General features: G+C 71.4%; 12 protein-coding genes. 6 read left to right on the forward strand and 6 right to left on the reverse strand.

Annotation, left to right across the window (positions count from 1 at the left end; translation table 11 throughout):
- Positions 1-20: 20 nt before the first annotated feature.
- From ND747_RS10000 to glmU, 3 genes are all read right to left on the reverse strand, one after another.
- On the reverse strand, positions 21-1,046 hold the full coding sequence (locus ND747_RS10000) for a tryptophan--tRNA ligase (protein WP_251733222.1): 1,026 nt from the start codon (positions 1,044-1,046) through the stop codon (positions 21-23).
- Positions 1,047-1,097: 51 nt separating this feature from the next.
- Positions 1,098-2,072 carry a ribose-phosphate diphosphokinase gene (locus tag ND747_RS10005; RefSeq protein ID WP_308204598.1) on the reverse strand — a complete coding sequence of 325 codons (975 nt, stop codon included), beginning with the start codon at positions 2,070-2,072 and terminating at the stop codon, positions 1,098-1,100.
- A gap of 112 nt (positions 2,073-2,184) precedes the next feature.
- Positions 2,185-3,744, reverse strand: coding sequence for a bifunctional UDP-N-acetylglucosamine diphosphorylase/glucosamine-1-phosphate N-acetyltransferase GlmU (glmU, locus tag ND747_RS10010; protein WP_285900289.1), 1,560 nt, complete (start codon positions 3,742-3,744; stop codon positions 2,185-2,187).
- 638 nt (positions 3,745-4,382) lie between these two features.
- Here glmU and ND747_RS10015 point away from each other — a divergent pair.
- Entirely contained in the window at positions 4,383-5,558 is a 1,176-nt protein-coding gene (locus ND747_RS10015) for an acyl-CoA desaturase (RefSeq protein ID WP_251733224.1), read from the forward strand.
- Positions 5,559-6,041: 483 nt separating this feature from the next.
- Here ND747_RS10015 and ND747_RS10020 read toward each other — a convergent pair whose 3' ends face one another.
- The gene (locus ND747_RS10020) at positions 6,042-7,844 is read right to left on the reverse strand and encodes an ABC-F family ATP-binding cassette domain-containing protein (protein ID WP_251733225.1); all 1,803 of its coding nucleotides are present in this window, start codon (positions 7,842-7,844) and stop codon (positions 6,042-6,044) included.
- 90 nt (positions 7,845-7,934) lie between these two features.
- Positions 7,935-9,038 (reverse strand): 4-(cytidine 5'-diphospho)-2-C-methyl-D-erythritol kinase, encoded by a 1,104-nt coding sequence (locus ND747_RS10025; RefSeq protein WP_251733252.1) that lies wholly within the window; start codon positions 9,036-9,038, stop codon positions 7,935-7,937.
- Positions 9,039-9,343: 305 nt separating this feature from the next.
- On the opposite strand from ND747_RS10025, the gene ND747_RS10030 reads away from it, so the two are divergent.
- The 3 genes from ND747_RS10030 to pth all read left to right on the forward strand — a co-directional run bounded on the left by ND747_RS10030 (position 9,344) and on the right by pth (position 11,648).
- A complete protein-coding gene (locus tag ND747_RS10030) occupies positions 9,344-9,826 on the forward strand; it encodes a hypothetical protein (protein WP_251733226.1) in 483 nt (160 codons plus the stop codon).
- 501 nt (positions 9,827-10,327) lie between these two features.
- Positions 10,328-10,948: a 50S ribosomal protein L25/general stress protein Ctc gene (locus tag ND747_RS10035; protein WP_251733227.1), complete on the forward strand. Its 621-nt coding sequence runs from the start codon at positions 10,328-10,330 to the stop codon at positions 10,946-10,948.
- 106 nt (positions 10,949-11,054) lie between these two features.
- Positions 11,055-11,648, forward strand: a complete 594-nt coding sequence (gene pth / locus ND747_RS10040; protein ID WP_251733228.1) for an aminoacyl-tRNA hydrolase — start codon at positions 11,055-11,057, stop codon at positions 11,646-11,648.
- On the opposite strand, the gene ND747_RS10045 is transcribed toward pth, so the two are convergent.
- Positions 11,645-12,865, reverse strand: coding sequence for a glycosyltransferase (locus ND747_RS10045; protein WP_251733229.1), 1,221 nt, complete (start codon positions 12,863-12,865; stop codon positions 11,645-11,647). The two genes, pth and ND747_RS10045, sit on opposite strands and share 4 nt — an antisense overlap.
- A 111-nt stretch (positions 12,866-12,976) precedes the next feature.
- Here ND747_RS10045 and ND747_RS10050 point away from each other — a divergent pair, with 111 nt between their 5' ends.
- Both ND747_RS10050 and ND747_RS10055 read left to right on the forward strand, forming a co-directional pair.
- The gene (locus ND747_RS10050; RefSeq protein WP_251733230.1) at positions 12,977-14,212 is read left to right on the forward strand and encodes a glycosyltransferase family 2 protein; all 1,236 of its coding nucleotides are present in this window, start codon (positions 12,977-12,979) and stop codon (positions 14,210-14,212) included.
- Between the two features lie 85 nt (positions 14,213-14,297).
- On the forward strand, positions 14,298-15,209 hold the full coding sequence (locus ND747_RS10055; protein ID WP_251733231.1) for a glycosyltransferase: 912 nt from the start codon (positions 14,298-14,300) through the stop codon (positions 15,207-15,209).
- Positions 15,210-15,213 lie beyond the last annotated feature (4 nt).

A 15,213-nucleotide genomic window follows, 5' to 3' on the forward strand; every position in this document is an offset into this window, starting at 1 on the left:
CCGCCGGGCCGCCGGGCCGGTCAGCCGGCGCTGATGCCGACCGCCCGGCGGACGCCGGCAAGCACGGGACGGGCCCGGTCGCGGGCGCGTTCGGCACCGTCGGCCAGGATGGCGTCCAGCTCGCTGCCGGGAGCGACGAGCTCGTCGTGGCGTTCCCGCAGCGGGGCGAGCCAGGTGTTGAGCGTCTCGAACAGGGTGTTCTTCAGCTCACCCCAGCCGGTGCCACCGGCCTCCAGCCGCGCCCGCATCTCCTTGACCGCCTCCGGCGGTGCAAAGTTCTCATACAGGGCAAAAGCGGCGGACGTGTCTGGGTCCTTGGGCTCCTCGACGGGCGTGCTGTCGCTCACAATGCCGCGGACGAGCTTCCGCAGCTGCTTCTCCGGCGCGAACAGCGGAATGGTGTTGCGGTAGGACTTGCTCATCTTGCGGCCGTCCGTGCCGGGCAGTGCCTTCGCCGACACGCCGTCGGGGTAGATGCCCGCCGGAACCTTCAGGCTGAAATCCTTCCCGTACAGATGATTGAACGTGCCGGCGATGTCGGCGCTGTACTCCACGTGCTGCGACTGGTCCAGCCCGACCGGCACGACATCCGTGTTCATGATGAGAATGTCGACCGCCATCAGCACGGGATAGTTGAACAGGCCCATGTTGATGCCGGCGTCGAGGTCCTTCGTGCCGCTTTCGGCGTTGCGGTCACGGGCGGCCTTGTAGGCGTGCGCCCGGTTCATCAGGCCCTTCGCGGTGACGCAGGACAGCACCCAGGACAGCTCGAAGATCTCCGGGACGTCGGACTGCCGGTAGAAGATCGTCTTCGCCGGATCGAGGCCGAGCGTGATCCAGGTCGCCGCCACCGAACGGGTGTACCGAGCCAGTTCCGCGCCGTCCCGAATCGAGGTCAGGGCGTGGTAGTCGGCGATGAAGTAGATCGACTCATAGGTCTCGGTGAGTTCCAGCGACGGCCGGATCGCCCCGATGTAGTTCCCGAGATGCGGTTCGCCGGTCGGTTTGATGCCGGTGAGCGACACCTTCGGCTGTTCCACTGCCATGGCAGGGAAGTCTACGGAGGTGCCGCCACCGGCCGACTGGTGGCGCGGCGCTCAGGCGTCCCCGCCGAACAGCCCGGTGACCGAGCCGTCCTCGAAGACCGCCTTGATCGCCGCGGCAAGCAGCGGGGCGATCGACAGTTCGGTGATCTTGTCGATGCGGGCCTCGCTGGTCAGGGGCAGGGTGTTGGTGAGGACGACCTCGCTGATCTCGGAGTTCTTCAGTCGGTCGGCCGCTGGGCCGGACAGCACCCCGTGGGTGGCGGCGGCGATGACGTTGGCGGCGCCGTGTGCCCGCAGCGACTCGGCCGCCTTGGTGATCGTGCCGGCCGTGTCGATCATGTCGTCGACGATCACGCAGGTGCGACCGCGAACCTCACCGACGACGTCGAACATCTTGACCTGGTTCGGGACGTCCGGGTCGCGCCGCTTGTGGATGATGGCCAGCGGGCAGCCGAGTCGGTCGGTCCACCGCTCGGCGACCCGCACCCGACCCGAGTCGGGCGCCACCACCGTGACCTCCGAGGTGTCGAGCTTGTTCTCGATGTAGTCGGCGAGCAACGGCAGCGCGAACAGATGGTCGACGGGGCCGTCGAAGAAGCCCTGGATCTGCGCGGTGTGCAGGTCGACGGACATCAGTCGGTGGGCGCCGGCGGTCCTGAACAGGTCGGCGACGAGCCGGGCGGAGATCGGCTCGCGTCCGCGGTGCTTCTTGTCCTGGCGGGCGTACGGATAGAACGGCGCGACCACGGTGATCCGCTTGGCGCTCGCCCGTTTCAGCGCGTCCACCATGATCAGCTGTTCCATCAGCCAGGTGTTCACCGGCGCCGAATGGCACTGCAGCACGAACGCGTCACAGCCGCGGACCGATTCGGAGAACCGGACAAAGATCTCGCCGCTGGCGAATTCATAGGCGTTCGTCGGCACCGGCGTCACATCGAGTTCGGCCGCCACCTCCGCGGCGAGGGCCGGGTGCGAGCGTCCCGCGAAGAGCATCAGGTTGCGCCGGTTCTCGGTCTGGTAGGCCACCACGTTCTCCTCGGGCGTGCCGGACGACGGGGACGTGCGGGCCGAACACCCCGGGGGACGAATCGGACGCTGCACGTCTCCCCGCTGGTCGGAGGGCTGGGGACGGTCGCTACTACGTTCTGCTTCCCGTTCCCGGAACGCCAGTGATGCCGACCGCCTCGGGCCCGTTGTGCGTCACGTCACCCTGGTCGACGTCGGCGGGGACGCCGTTTCCCGCCGCCGCGAGGGCAGCCGAGGCGGCCTGGTCGGCGGGGCTGCCGGGACGCCGGCGGGCCACCCAGTTCTCGATGATCCGCTGGCGGCCCTCGCGGATGGCCAGCGCCCCCGGCGGGACGTCCTCGCGGATCACCGAACCCGCGCCCGTGTAGGCGCCGTCCCCGACGGTGACCGGCGCGACGAGCATCGTGTCGCTGCCGATCCGCACGTCCGAGCCGATGACCGTGCGATGTTTGGCCACGCCGTCGTAGTTGACGAACACCGTGGTGCAGCCGATGTTGCTGCGATCCCCGACGATCGCGTCGCCGACGTAGGCCAGGTGGGGGACCTTGGTGGCGTCCCCGAGCTGGGCGGCCTTGGTCTCGACGAACGAGCCGATCTTGCCGTCCCGGCCGAGCCGGGTGCCGGCCCGCAGATGGCTGTAGGGGCCGACCGTGGCGCCGGCGCCGATCTCGGACCGTTCCGCCGTCGTGCGCACGACGGTCGCGCCGGCGCCCACAACCGTGTCGACGAGCGTGCACTCGGGGCCGACGGTGGCACCGCTGGCGATCCGCGTGCGCCCGTGCAGGAAGGTGTGCGGGGCGATCGTGGTGTCGGGTTCGAGGGTGACGTCCGCATCGATCCAGGTGGTCTGCGGATCGATGATCGTGGTGCCACCCCGCATCGCCGCGTCGACCAGCCGGTCCCGCAGCGCCCGCCCGGCGGCGGCGAGCTGCACCCGGTCGTTGACCCCGCCGGCCTCCGCCGGGTCCGCCACCGCCAGCGCCGTCACCACCGCGCCGTCGCCGACCAGCAGGCCGACGACATCGGTCAGGTATTCCTCGCCCTGCGCGTTCTGCCTGGTCAGGCGGCCCAGCGCGGAGCGCAGCGGCCCGGCCTGGAATGCGTAGACCCCGGTGTTGATCTCCCGGATGGCCGCGGTGGCGGCATCGGCGTCCCGCTGCTCGACGATCGCCCGGACACCGCCGGCGCCATCGCGCACGACCCGGCCGTAGCCGGTGGCATCCTCGAGCACGGCGGTCAGCACGCTGGCGGCGGCCTGGCCGCCATGGTGGTACTCGGCCAGCGCGCTGAGCGTGGCCGCGGTGAGCAGTGGGGCGTCACCCGGTAGCACCACGACCGTGTCCTCGTCCGCGAGCCCCACCGCGAGGGCGCTCAGCGCCGCCAGGGCCACGCGCACGGCGTGCCCGGTGCCGAGCTGACGTTCCTGCACGGCGGTGACGACCTTCGGTGCCCGCTCGGCCAGCATCGCGCCGACCTGCTCCCGGCCATGCCCGACGACGACCGCGGTGTGGGTCGGGTCCAGCGGGACCGTCGCGTGCAGCACATGCTCGAGCAGCGTGCGACCGGCCAGGGGATGCAGGACCTTGGGTAGCGACGAACGCATCCGCCGACCCTCACCCGCTGCCAGAATGATCACAGCTGCCGGTCGTGGTGTCACACGATCCCCCCGCATCCTCGGTCGACACAACGATGGGGCGACGCCGACACAGTACCGTGCCCGCCTCCCGCCTCCCGGCAGGACGGGCCCGTCGCCCGGGCAACCGCCCGCTCTCCCGCCACAGCGGAGAATGCCGCTGCAACTCCGGGGGCATCACGGTGCCGGGGACACAACACACCGGGAACGTGCCCGGGAGAACCCACCTGGCGCGGTACTTCCGATGCATTCTTATGGATGGTATTACTGGTAGTGCTCCGCCGCCACGACTCGAACGTGGACTAAGAGAACCAAAATCTCCTGTGCTGCCGATTACACTACGGCGGACCGCGGGAAAACACGCCAACTCTACCATCGAGGTCCCCTCGGAAGAGAAAGTCGGCTCAGGCCCGGTCTCACGAACTGGGTGGCGGCAGGCCCCGGCGGGCTCGGTTGCGTGCAGTGACAACTCTGAGACAACTCTGATGTCGGGCGAGGTCGCGCGGGTGATGGCTGGTGTGTCGGCTCCGGTGGTCCGTCGGCCGGCCGGTCGGCTGGTTTGCGTGCTGGACGTCGACAGTGGGGACTGTTGTCATGTCGGCGGGCTACCGTGACCGTGTTGCGCCGGCCATGGGACTCCTGGTGCACGGACCTGCCGCGACGGACGGAACGAGGTTATGACCGCTACCGACACGGTAAGCCCCGGGGACGGCCGGGTGCCGGGCGACGCCACCCGGACCGGCACCACCCGGGCACACAACGACGCCCGGGCCCGTAGCGACGCTCTGGCTCTCAAGGACGCTCGGACCCTCAAGGACGGCCCGGCCTCGGGCGACAGCCCGGCACTCGAGGACGCCACCCCGGCGGGTGGGTCGGCGTCGGCCCGCCGGGCCGATCCCGCGAACTCCCGCGGCAACGCCACTGTGCCGCGCTCGATGGTCAAGGCCCGCGCCGAGCAGATCACGCTGCTGCTGGTGATCCTCGTGCCACTGGTCGCACTGATCGCCGCCATCCCCGCGCTGTGGGGCCGGTGGATCACCTGGCGCGACGTCATCCTCGCCGTGGTGTTCTACGGCATCAGCGGCCATGGCGTGACGATCGGTTTCCACCGCTACTTCACCCATCGAGGCTTTCGGACGTCTCGGCCGATGCGCATCGCGCTGGCCGTCGCCGGCAACATGGCAATCGAGGGCCCGGTCATCCGCTGGGTCGCTGACCACCGGCGCCACCATGCGTACAGCGACGCCGAGGGCGATCCGCACTCGCCGTGGCGGTACGGCCCTGGCACGGTGCCCATGCTCAAGGGCCTGTTCCACGCGCACGTCGGCTGGCTGTTCGACGTCGAACAGACCGACCAGCGCCGCTTCGCCCCCGACCTGCTCGACGACCCCGACATCGTCCGGGTCAGCCGCTCGTTCGGCCTGTGCGCCTTCGTCAGCCTGGCCGCGCCCGCGCTGATCGGCGGGTTGTGGGGCGGCTCCCTCGAGGCCGCCGTCCAGGCGTTCTTCTGGGCGGCCCTGGTGCGGATCGCGCTGTTGCACCACGTCACCTGGTCGGTGAACAGCATCTGCCACGTGCTCGGTACCCGTCCGTACCGCAGCCGCGACCGTTCGACGAACGTGTGGCCGCTGGCGTTGCTGTCGATGGGCGAGTCCTGGCACAACCTGCACCATGCCGAGCCCACGTCGGCCCGGCACGGCGTGCGGCCCTGGCAGATCGACACCAGCTTCTACCTGATCAAGCTGATGGAGATCACCCACCTCGTGCGAGACGTCCGCTGGCCGGACCCGGCCCGCCTGGCCGCCAAGCGCTCCATCGCCACGCGTCCCGCCGCAGACACGCTGTCCGCCTGACCCCGGGGGCCGGGTGGCCCCCGGGGCGATCCCTCCGCATGACTGTCGGATTTCGCCGACTCCGGAGGGAAAGTCGGCGTATGAACACCGACCGCAGCTACTCGGTCCTTGTCCCGGCCATTCGGCTGATTGTCGCCGTGGCTGGCCGTGCCCGGCTCGATCAGTCAGGGCAGCTCCACTGGAAGCCCGGCGCGTGCGCATCCAGGGCACAGCCGGGAGAGAGGTGGCCTGCACGCGGCGATTTCTTCGGCTGGTGCCGAGGACCTTCGTGAAGCCGCTGCGGACGCGGACCCGCTCGGTCCCGATCGGGACCGCGGGCACCGTGATCCTCGGGGGCTCCCCGGCGGCCAGCGGCTGCTGGGACGGGTTACCCCGTCGCCCCGAGGCCGTCGCTGGGCAATCGTGAGCGGCTTGCGGCCGGGTGGCGCAACGTCCACCCTGCGTCGAGGGCCGGCCGCGTCCCGAGCCGATACGCCCGCGGTTCTAGCCGGCGATCTCCGTCAGCTCGTACCAGCGCTGCTCCAGCTCCAGCAGTTCCTTTTCCAGGCCGCCGATCCGCGTCATCTCCCTGCCGAGCCCGACATAGTCGGAATGGTCGTGATCGACCAGTGCGGCCTTCGCCGCGTCGATCTGTGCCTGGAGCCGCTCGATACGACGCTCGAGCGACGTGATCTCCTTCTGCGCCGCGCGCCGTTGCGCCCCGGTGGGCGCCGCCTCCGTCGAGGCGGACGCCGAAACCGGCTCTGCCGTACGTGACCGGCTGTCGTGATCCTGCGCGGCCCGCAGGCGCAGGTACTCGTCCACGCCGCCCGGGACGTGCCGGAGCCGCCCGTCGAGGATCGCGTACTGCTGGTCGCTGACCCGCTCGAGGAAGTAGCGGTCGTGGGAGACGACGAGCAGCGTGCCCGGCCATGAGTCGAGCAGGTCCTCCATCGCCGCGAGCATGTCCGTGTCGAGATCGTTCGTCGGTTCGTCCAGCACCAGCAGGTTCGGCTGGTCGAGCAGAATCAGCAGCAGTTGCAGCCGCCGCTTCTGCCCACCGGAGAGGTCCTTCACGGGGGTCGACAGCTGCGCGCTGGTGAAGCCGAGCCGCTCGAGCAGCTGCGCCGGCGTGAGCTCCTGCGCCTTCGAGCCGGAGCCGAACGTGTACGTCGTCCGCAGCCGGGCGAGCACGACCCGCACCGGATCGCTCGAGTGCTCGTCCAGCCGGTCGAGCTGTTGCGTGAGGGTGGCGACCCGCACGGTCTTGCCGTGCTTGACCCGGCCGGACGTCGGCGCGAGAGAGCCGTCGATCAACCGCAGGAGCGTGGACTTTCCGGCACCGTTGACGCCCAGGATGCCCGTCCGCTCGCCCGGGGCGATGTGCCACTCCACGTCACGCAGCACCGCGCGATCCCCATAGGAGACCGAGGCGTCGAGCAGGTCGACGACATCCTTGCCGAGACGGGAGATGGCCAGCGACTGCAACGACACGCTGTCACGCAGCGGCGGCACGTCCGCGATGAGCGCGTTCGCCGCGTCGATGCGGAACTTCGGCTTCGACGTCCGGGCGGGGGCTCCCCGGCGCAACCAGGCGAGCTCCTTGCGCGCGAGGTTCTGCCGGCGCTGCTCGGCGGTCGCGGCCTGCCGGTCCCGCTCGACGCGCTGCAGGATGTACGCGGCATACCCGCCGTCGAAGGGCTCGACGATCCGGTCGTGCACCTCCCAGGTGGCGGTGCAGACCTCGTCCAGGAACCAGCGGTCGTGGGTGACGACTAGCAGCCCACCGGCCCCCGGCGCCCAGCGGCGTTTCAGGTGCTCGGCCAGCCAGGAGATCGCCTCGACGTCGAGGTGGTTGGTCGGCTCGTCCAGCGCCAGAACATCATGGTCGCCGATGAGGAGCTGGGCCAGCGCGACCCGGCGCCGCTGCCCACCGGAGAGCGTGCCGAGCTCGGCGTCCCAGGGCAGATCGCCCAGCAGCCCGGCGATGACATCACGTACCCGTGCGTCGCCTGCCCACTCGTGGTCCGCGACGGTCCCGACCACAGCATGACCAACCGTCTCGTCGTCGGCGAGCATGTCTGCCTGGTCGAGCACGCCGATCTGCACGCCACCGCGCACCGTGACCCGGCCGGAGTCGGGCTCCCGCCGCCCGGCGAGCATCGCCAGCAGGCTCGACTTGCCGTCTCCGTTGCGCCCGACGATGCCGACCCGGTCGCCTTCGCTCACCCCGAGGGTGACGGATTCGAAGACCACCTTGGTCGGGTACTCGAGATGCAGAGCCTCAGCCCCGAGAAGATGCGCCATGTCCCCACCACGCTACGTGGACGGGACCGCCCGGTCGGCATCGAGGCCGTCCCCGACGGCCGTCGGACCCCAGGCCGACCAGCACCGCGCTCACGGTTCCTGCCTCGACGGAGTTCCGACCGCGCCACCGGGGGCCGTACCGTCGGGGAGCGTGCTGTCGGCGATGACCCTGGCGCCGGCGGCCGGGCCCGCGGCGCGGCGGACCGCGCGGGCCACCCCCTCCCCGGCCAGGCTCGCGGCGAGATCGATGCTTTCGGCCGCTCCGGCGGCAAGAAAAGCGCAGGTCGGGCCGGAACCGCTCACGATCGCGCCGACCGCGCCGAGCTCGGTGCCGGTCGCGAGGACCCGCCGCAAGGCCGGTCGCAGCCGCAGCGCCGCCGGTTGCAGGTCGTTGACCAGGGCTGCGCCGAGCTGACGAGGATCGCCGGTGCGCAGCGCGGCCAGCACGTCGTCCGCCGGCGTCGGTCCGCTGCGCAGCCTGCCCTCGGACAGCCGGTCGAACTCGGCGTACACCGCCGGGGTGGACAGCCCGCCGTCGGCCAGGGCGAAGACCCAGTGGTACTCGCCCGTGGCCAGCACATCGGTGAGCTGCTCGCCCCGACCGGTGCCAAGGGCGGTGCCCCCCGCCAGCGGAAACGGGACGTCGCTGCCCAGCCGGGCGGCGAGCTCCGCGAGGGTGGCCCGGTCGAGACCGGTCTGCCACAGGGCGTCGCAGGCGACGAGCGCGGCGGCCGCGTCCGCGCTGCCCCCGGCCATCCCGGCCGCGACCGGAATCCCCTTGGTGAGCGCCAGATGCACCTGCGCGGACGAGACACCGCCCGCCTCGGCGACAAGGTGGGCCGCCCGCACGGCAATGTTGTCCAGCCCGGTCGGGACGATCGACACGTCCGGGGTGGAGGTGGCGGGCCCGTTTCCGGCGGGACCGGCTCCCTCCCCGGTCACCTCCACCGTGACGTCCAGCCCGGAAGCGGCCTCATCGGCATCGGTGGTGCTGCCGGCATCGGGGCCGGGGCGGGTGGTCGCGACGAGATCGTCGAACAGGGAGACGGCCTGCAGGACGGTGATCACATCGTGATACCCGTCCGGTCGCAGGGGGCCGACACCGAGATGCAGATTGACCTTGGCCGGAGCCCGGACGGTAACCGTGGGACCGGCGTCCGCGCCATGGCGCGGGGCCGGGTGGGATCGAGTCAGTGGAGGCTCCTTCACTCGGATTCACTCGGACTCGTTGGCTCGGCCTCGCGGGCTCGGGCTCACTCGCACTGGCGGCTCACGGCGGCGGCGTGGACCGCGATCCAACCTATCCGCAGGCTCTGGAGTGCATCGCGGTCCACCCGCGGCGTACGGCCGCCGACCACGGGGTACGCCCAGAACCGGGCTGGCGCAGCGGCGGAACCGGATGGCCGGCGGCGCGGGTGCCCCCGAACGACAGGCTCCCCTCCCCGCTGCGCACGCGCCGCGGTCCAGCGTCCCATCAGGCGCGGCGGGGAGGAACCATCATGACCATCACCAGAACGTCCCGGACCAGCGCTGCGGGCACCAGCTCCGGACCGCGTCCGACCGGGGCCCGCCGGGCCCGGGCTGGTGGGGTCGGGGGCAGCGGTGCCGGACGGGCGCAGCGACCGCCGGCTGATCGCATTGACGGCGTCGAGGCGGCGCGCCGGCGGGCGCAGCTGCGCGCGTTCGTCCGGGCCGCCCATCATGACCTGGCCGACAACCCGCAGGCACAGGCCGAGGAGTTGCGCGCGCTGCGCACCGAGACGACCGAGGACCTTGACCATCCGGTGTCGGGGCCGCGGCCGGCGTCGGCGCAGGCGGAGTCGTCGTGGTTGGGACCGGCGGTCGGCAGGTCCTCGGCAGCGCGGTCCTCGGCAGCGCGGTCCTCGAAGGAGCGAGCCGCGGGGAGTCGGGTCCGATGGTCGGTACGTCGCCGTCGGTGGTCGATGCGTCGTCACCCGCGCGGAGATCACCGTCAGTGGTGAGCGCGGCCCGAGGGTGGCGGCGGTGATCGGCCGGCCAGGCATGAGCCGCCGGCGAGCCGGCCCGGTCGGGTCGGGTCCCCGGTTACGTCCGCGCCGGCCGGGTGGTGGCGCGTCGACAGGCCGGTCGGGTGCACCGTCAGGCTGCGTGCGGGGCACCGACGTGGTGGTCGTACGAGGCCTGCCGCCGTGCGGCGATCACCGCGCCGCAGGCTGCCCCGACCGTCTGACCTGCATCTGATCGGGGCCGAAGCCGCCTGTGACCTGCGGGGGTGCCCGCTGCCCGGGTCTCGCGGAACACCGACGAAGGGCAGTACGGCGCATCCCGGTCATGTCGACATGGCGCGGGGCGCCGTCGCGGGGCGCTGTTCGGCGGCGCGGAACTTGACAGATCCGGGCGGTGACCCCTCCGCGCGTGGCGTCCGGTACTGTGAAGGACCGCGCCGCGGTGGCTCGTCCGCCCTCCGGCGAAGAATCCCATGTCTGGAAGGACTGAGCGTCGCCATGTCCGAGGTCCGCATCGCCGCGGAGCCGCGCACCGAGTTCGGCAAAGGCGGTGCTCGTCGCACCCGCCGTGCCGGCAAGGTACCGGCCGTTCTCTACGGGCACGGCCAGCCGCCGCGCCACATCGCGCTTCCCGCGCACGACCTGTTGCACGCGTTCAAGACCGACGCCGGCACCAACGTCCTGATCACCCTTGAGCTCGCCGACGGCACCGAGCTCGCGCTCGCCAAGGACGTCCAGCGTCACCCGATCAAGGGCAGCTACGAGCACATCGACCTGGTGCTGGTGAACCGGGGCGAGAAGATCGTCGCTGAAATCCCGGTCCAGGTCATCGGGGATGCACACCCCGACACCCTGGTCGACCAGCAGCTCACCACGATCGCGGTGAAGGCGGATGCTGCCCGTCTGCCCGGCCCGATCGAACTCGACATCACCGGGCTCGAGCCCGGGACCAGCGTGCTGGCTCGTCAGCTTGCGCTGCCCGAGGGTTCGGTACTCGACTCCGATCCGGATCTTGTCGTCGTGCAGTGCCTGGCCAAGCGGACCACCGCTCAGGTCGAGGCGGAGCTCGGCGAGACCCCGGCGGCCGAGGAAGCCGGCGCGGCGACCGCGTCCGCGTAACCACGCGGGCGGGATCCCTCCGTCGACACCCGGCGTCACCTGTCACGCCTGCACCACCCACCGGACCTGCGATGCCACCCGATGACGACACGCGGATGGACGGGCCATGACGAACATCCCGACCGACGACGGGCCCTGGCTCGTCGTCGGACTGGGCAACCCCGGCCCGGACTACGCCGGAAACCGGCACAACGCCGGTTTCATGGTCGTCGACCTGTTGGCAGAGCGGGCCGGCGCACGGCTGAAGTCGCATCGTTCGCGGGCCGACGTGGCCGAGGTCCGCCTCGCCGGCACCCGGGTGGTTCTCGCCCGGCCGCTGTCGTTCATGAACCTCTCCGGTGGCCCGGTCACCGCCGTGCGCAGCTTTTTCAAGATCGAACCAGCTCGGATCATCGTTGTGCATGACGAGCTGGACATCCCGTTCGGAACGGTTCGCCTCAAGCAGGGCGGGGGGGACAACGGCCACAACGGCCTACGCTCGATCACCTCGTCCCTGGGGACCCGCGACTACCTGCGGGTACGGGTCGGCGTCGGGCGCCCCCCGGGTCGGATGGACCCGGCCGCGTTCGTCCTGCGCGACTTCGGCAGCACCGAACGCCGCGAGCTGCCGCTCCTGCTCGAGCACGCCGCCGACTCGGTGGAAATGCTGATCACCCACGGCCTCGAGTCCACCCAGAACCGTTACCACGCCCTGCTCTAGGGCTGCAGGTGCTCCTGGATCGTCCGGATCAGCGCGCCGTGGTCGAGTTCCCGCAGCACATAGGCACGCCCGGCCGCGCCGATCTCGGCGGCCCGCGCCGGCTGCGCCAGCAGCTCGCCGACCGCGGCGGCGAACGCGGCCGGCTCCTCGGCGACCAGCAGATCGGTGCCGGGGGTCCAGCCCAGACCGCGACTGCCGGTCGGGGTGCTCACCACGGGCGTTCCCGTCGCCATCGCCTCGATGGCCTTGATGTTGACCCCGGAACCGGACTGCATCGGGTTCACCGACAGGGTCGCCGCGGTCAGGTAACCAACCACGCTGGGGACGTCGGTGTGCAGCTCCACGCCGTCGAACCCGTCAAGCCAGGCGGCCAGGCCGTCCTCCGGGCGCCGTCCGACGACCTGGAACGTCGCCTCGGGATGACGGACGCGCACCGACGGCCAGCAACCACCGAGGAACCAGCGCAGTGCCTCGATGTTGGTCGGGGTGTCCAGCGAGCCGACGAACACCACCCGCTGTCCGTCCCGGGTCGCGGGCGCCGCCGCGGGGCCGGCGCCGTCGGCCACCACGGCGGCGCCGACCCCGGCGCGCAGGGCGCCGACGGGCAGAAACGGCGGCAGGTGGAAGGTCGGCACGCTCGCCCGGCCGCGGCGCCACTGGTGATCTTCCAGTGAGATGTCCGCGATGCAGGTGACCAGCGGCGAATGGTGCAGCGAGAGCTCGGCGAGGCGCAGCTTGTGGTACTCGACCTCGTAGGCGACGGCACGCGGACCGGAGCTGCTGCGGGCCAGCACCCGGAAGAACTCCGAGTCGACGTTGTGTGCCCGCACCAGATGGGGGAGCTTCCAGATCCGGGCGATCTCCTCGCCCAGATGCGACGACCGGCAGCTGTAGCTGATCACGGCGTCGGCACGCGGCGGGGTGGCCTCCAGCGCCCGGCGCAGCGGGCCGACCGGCCGGGAGGCGTGCATGAACGGCTTCGACGTCAGATGGGCGCGAGGGCTGTCGTCCCGACGCAGCCGAATGACGGCCGAACCCGGGACGGCCTCCTCGTACGCCGCGATGTCGATGTCCTCCCGCGCCGGGACGAGGACCTGCATCCGGATGCCGGCGGCGGCGGCCGCGGTCAGGAAACTCAGAGTCTCCACCCGACCGCCAGCGTCGGCCGGGAGAAACGGTTCCTCGACCACGACGATCCAACGCGTGGAGTCACTCACCCGACCCACTGTAACGGGCTCTGGGCAGGTGGCCCCTGGGGGAGGTACCACGCCGGGCGGCACGAGGAGCCCATGGCCGGATGTCCTCGGCGCAACGCTACGGTTGACGGCATGACAGGTGTCCGGACCATCAGTCGAGGTGCCGCCGTCGCGGGACTCGGAGCCGCCACCGTGTACGGTCACGTTCTGTATCCGGTTTACATCGGGCTACGCAGTCGGGGCCTCGAGACGGCGCAGCCGCCGGAACCCGGCCCACTCGGCTGGCCGGGCCTGAGTGTCGTCGTGTCCGCGTATCGGGAAGCGGCGGTCATCAACACGAAGCTCGACGAACTCGCCGGCACCGACTATCCCGGGGCGTTGGAAATCATCGTCGTCGCGGATGATTCCGAGACAGCCGAGGCGGCGCGCCGTCCGGGTGTGCGGGTGCTTTCCTCCGGCGAGCGACTCGGCAAGGCCCGGGCGGTCAACCGGGGGGTCGCCGCGGCCTCGCACGAGGTGGTCGTGCTCACCGACGCCAACGCCGTGCTCGCTCCCGGCGCGCTGCGCGCCGCCGCCCGCCACTTCACCGATGACACCGTCGGTGCCGTCGCCGGCGAGAAGCGGGTCGACGATCCGGACGGTGCCCAGGGCTTCTACTGGAAGTTCGAGTCGTGGCTCAAGCGCTGCGAGTCGGCGACCGGCGCCACGATCGGCGTCGTCGGCGAGATGCTGGCCTTCCGCCGCAGCGCCTTCCGACCACTGCCCGCCGACACCGCCGTCGACGACGCCTGGCTCGCCCTGGACGTCCTCGAGGGTGGCCTGCGGGTCGTCTACGAGCCCGAGGCGTACTCGCTCGAGCCGGCTGCCCCGGACTACAACGGGGAATGGGAACGTCGGACCAGGATCGTCGCGGGCAACCTCGACATGCTCTGGCGCCGCCGCGCCGCGCTGGTGCCGGGCGCGTTGCCGGTCACCCCGCAGCTGTGGGGACACCGGCTGGTCCGCTCGTCGTTCGGGCCGGTCGCCCACGTCGCGCTGATCGCCATCGCTGTTCCGGCCGCGCGCGACAGCTGGGCCGCCCGGATCTTCCTGGCCGGCAACGCGGTCGGCGCGGCGAGTACCGCCGCCCTGCTCACGGGTCGTACCCCGCCGGGTCCGACCAGGCTTGTCGCCCAGGTCTTCTTCCTGCAGGCCGTCGCGCTCGGGGGGGTGCGCCGCTTCCTGGCCCGCGACCGTCCCGCGGTGTGGCCCAAGCCGGAGCGGGTTGCTCCCGTCACCGCCGGTTCCGCGCCGTCGGTCCAGCCGGCGGCCGCGTCGGCGGCTCTGCCGGCACCCACGTCGGATGCGTTGAGCCCCACTCGTCCGTGAGCTGTGCACGTCCGGTTCCGCGGGACCAGCCGGCCACGTGACCTGCACGTGGCCGGGAACATCAGGTAGTGAGGAGCGTGTCGCCGTGGCCGACGAGCGACCCAAGCGGTCCACCTGGCAGTACGAGCTCGTGCTCGTCAGCTACCACAGCCGCGAGCAGCTCGAGGGTCTGTTCGCCACCCTGCCCGCCGACATGCCGGTGGTGGTGGTCGACAACGCCGCGGGCGTCGACGGCGTCGAGCAGCTGATCGCCGACCGGCCGAACAGCCGCTACCTCGACTCCGGGGGCGGCAAGGGCTTCGCCAAGGCCGCGAACATGGGCATCCGGTCGTCGAGGTACGAGTTCGTCGTCCTCGGTAACCCGGACAGCCGCCCCACCGTCGACGTCATCGACATCCTCGTCGACGACCTGCTCGCCGACCCGGAGCTGGTGACCAGCGCGGCGACGATGAAGGGGCGCGACGGAAAGCCCGAGCTCGGCAACGGTGGTTGGGAGCCGACGCCCCGACGGGTACTGCTGCACGTGCTCGGCGCGCACAAGGTGGCCCCGACGTCGGCGCTGTTCGCCCGCCCGACGCCGGGCCGGCCGATGAGCCCCGAGTGGCTGACCGGAGCCTGCATGGCGGTCCGCCGCTCGATGTTCCTCGACCTCGGCGCCTTCGACGAGACGTTCTTCGTCTACAACGAGGACATGGCCCTCGGCCGGGCGATCCGCGAGGCCGGCCTGCGCCAGAAGCTGCGTACCGACCTGCTGGTCCCGCACAGCGCCGGCGGCAGTGGCGCCGGCAAGACCTGGATGCTGCAGATGCGCGGCGCGTCGATGGTGCGCTACCTGCGCAAGCACAACGCCCCCGGACGGGTGAACGTGATGCGCTCGATGCTGGTCGCCGGCTACGCGGGCCGCACCGTGCTCTCCCGGGCCCGCGGTCAGAAGGCCACCGCCGACGAACACGCCGCCTACATCAAGGGCCTGCTCGTCGGACCACCCGCGCCCTGAGTCC

This window comes from Frankia sp. R82 (assembly GCF_023716925.1).
Taxonomy (GTDB): Bacteria; Actinomycetota; Actinomycetes; order Frankiales; family Frankiaceae; genus Frankia.

What these genes read in the sequence shown, in the direction of transcription:
- ND747_RS10000 (WP_251733222.1), bottom strand. Translation starts at nt 1,046, where the DNA reads ATGGCAGTGGAACAGCCGAAGGTGTCGCTCACCGGCATCAAACCGACC.
- glmU (WP_285900289.1), bottom strand. Translation starts at nt 3,744, where the DNA reads ATGCGGGGGGATCGTGTGACACCACGACCGGCAGCTGTGATCATTCTG.
- ND747_RS10015 (WP_251733224.1), top strand. Translation starts at nt 4,383, where the DNA reads ATGACCGCTACCGACACGGTAAGCCCCGGGGACGGCCGGGTGCCGGGC.
- ND747_RS10020 (WP_251733225.1), bottom strand. Translation starts at nt 7,844, where the DNA reads ATGGCGCATCTTCTCGGGGCTGAGGCTCTGCATCTCGAGTACCCGACC.
- ND747_RS10030 (WP_251733226.1), top strand. Translation starts at nt 9,344, where the DNA reads ATGACCATCACCAGAACGTCCCGGACCAGCGCTGCGGGCACCAGCTCC.
- ND747_RS10035 (WP_251733227.1), top strand. Translation starts at nt 10,328, where the DNA reads ATGTCCGAGGTCCGCATCGCCGCGGAGCCGCGCACCGAGTTCGGCAAA.
- pth (WP_251733228.1), top strand. Translation starts at nt 11,055, where the DNA reads ATGACGAACATCCCGACCGACGACGGGCCCTGGCTCGTCGTCGGACTG.
- ND747_RS10050 (WP_251733230.1), top strand. Translation starts at nt 12,977, where the DNA reads ATGACAGGTGTCCGGACCATCAGTCGAGGTGCCGCCGTCGCGGGACTC.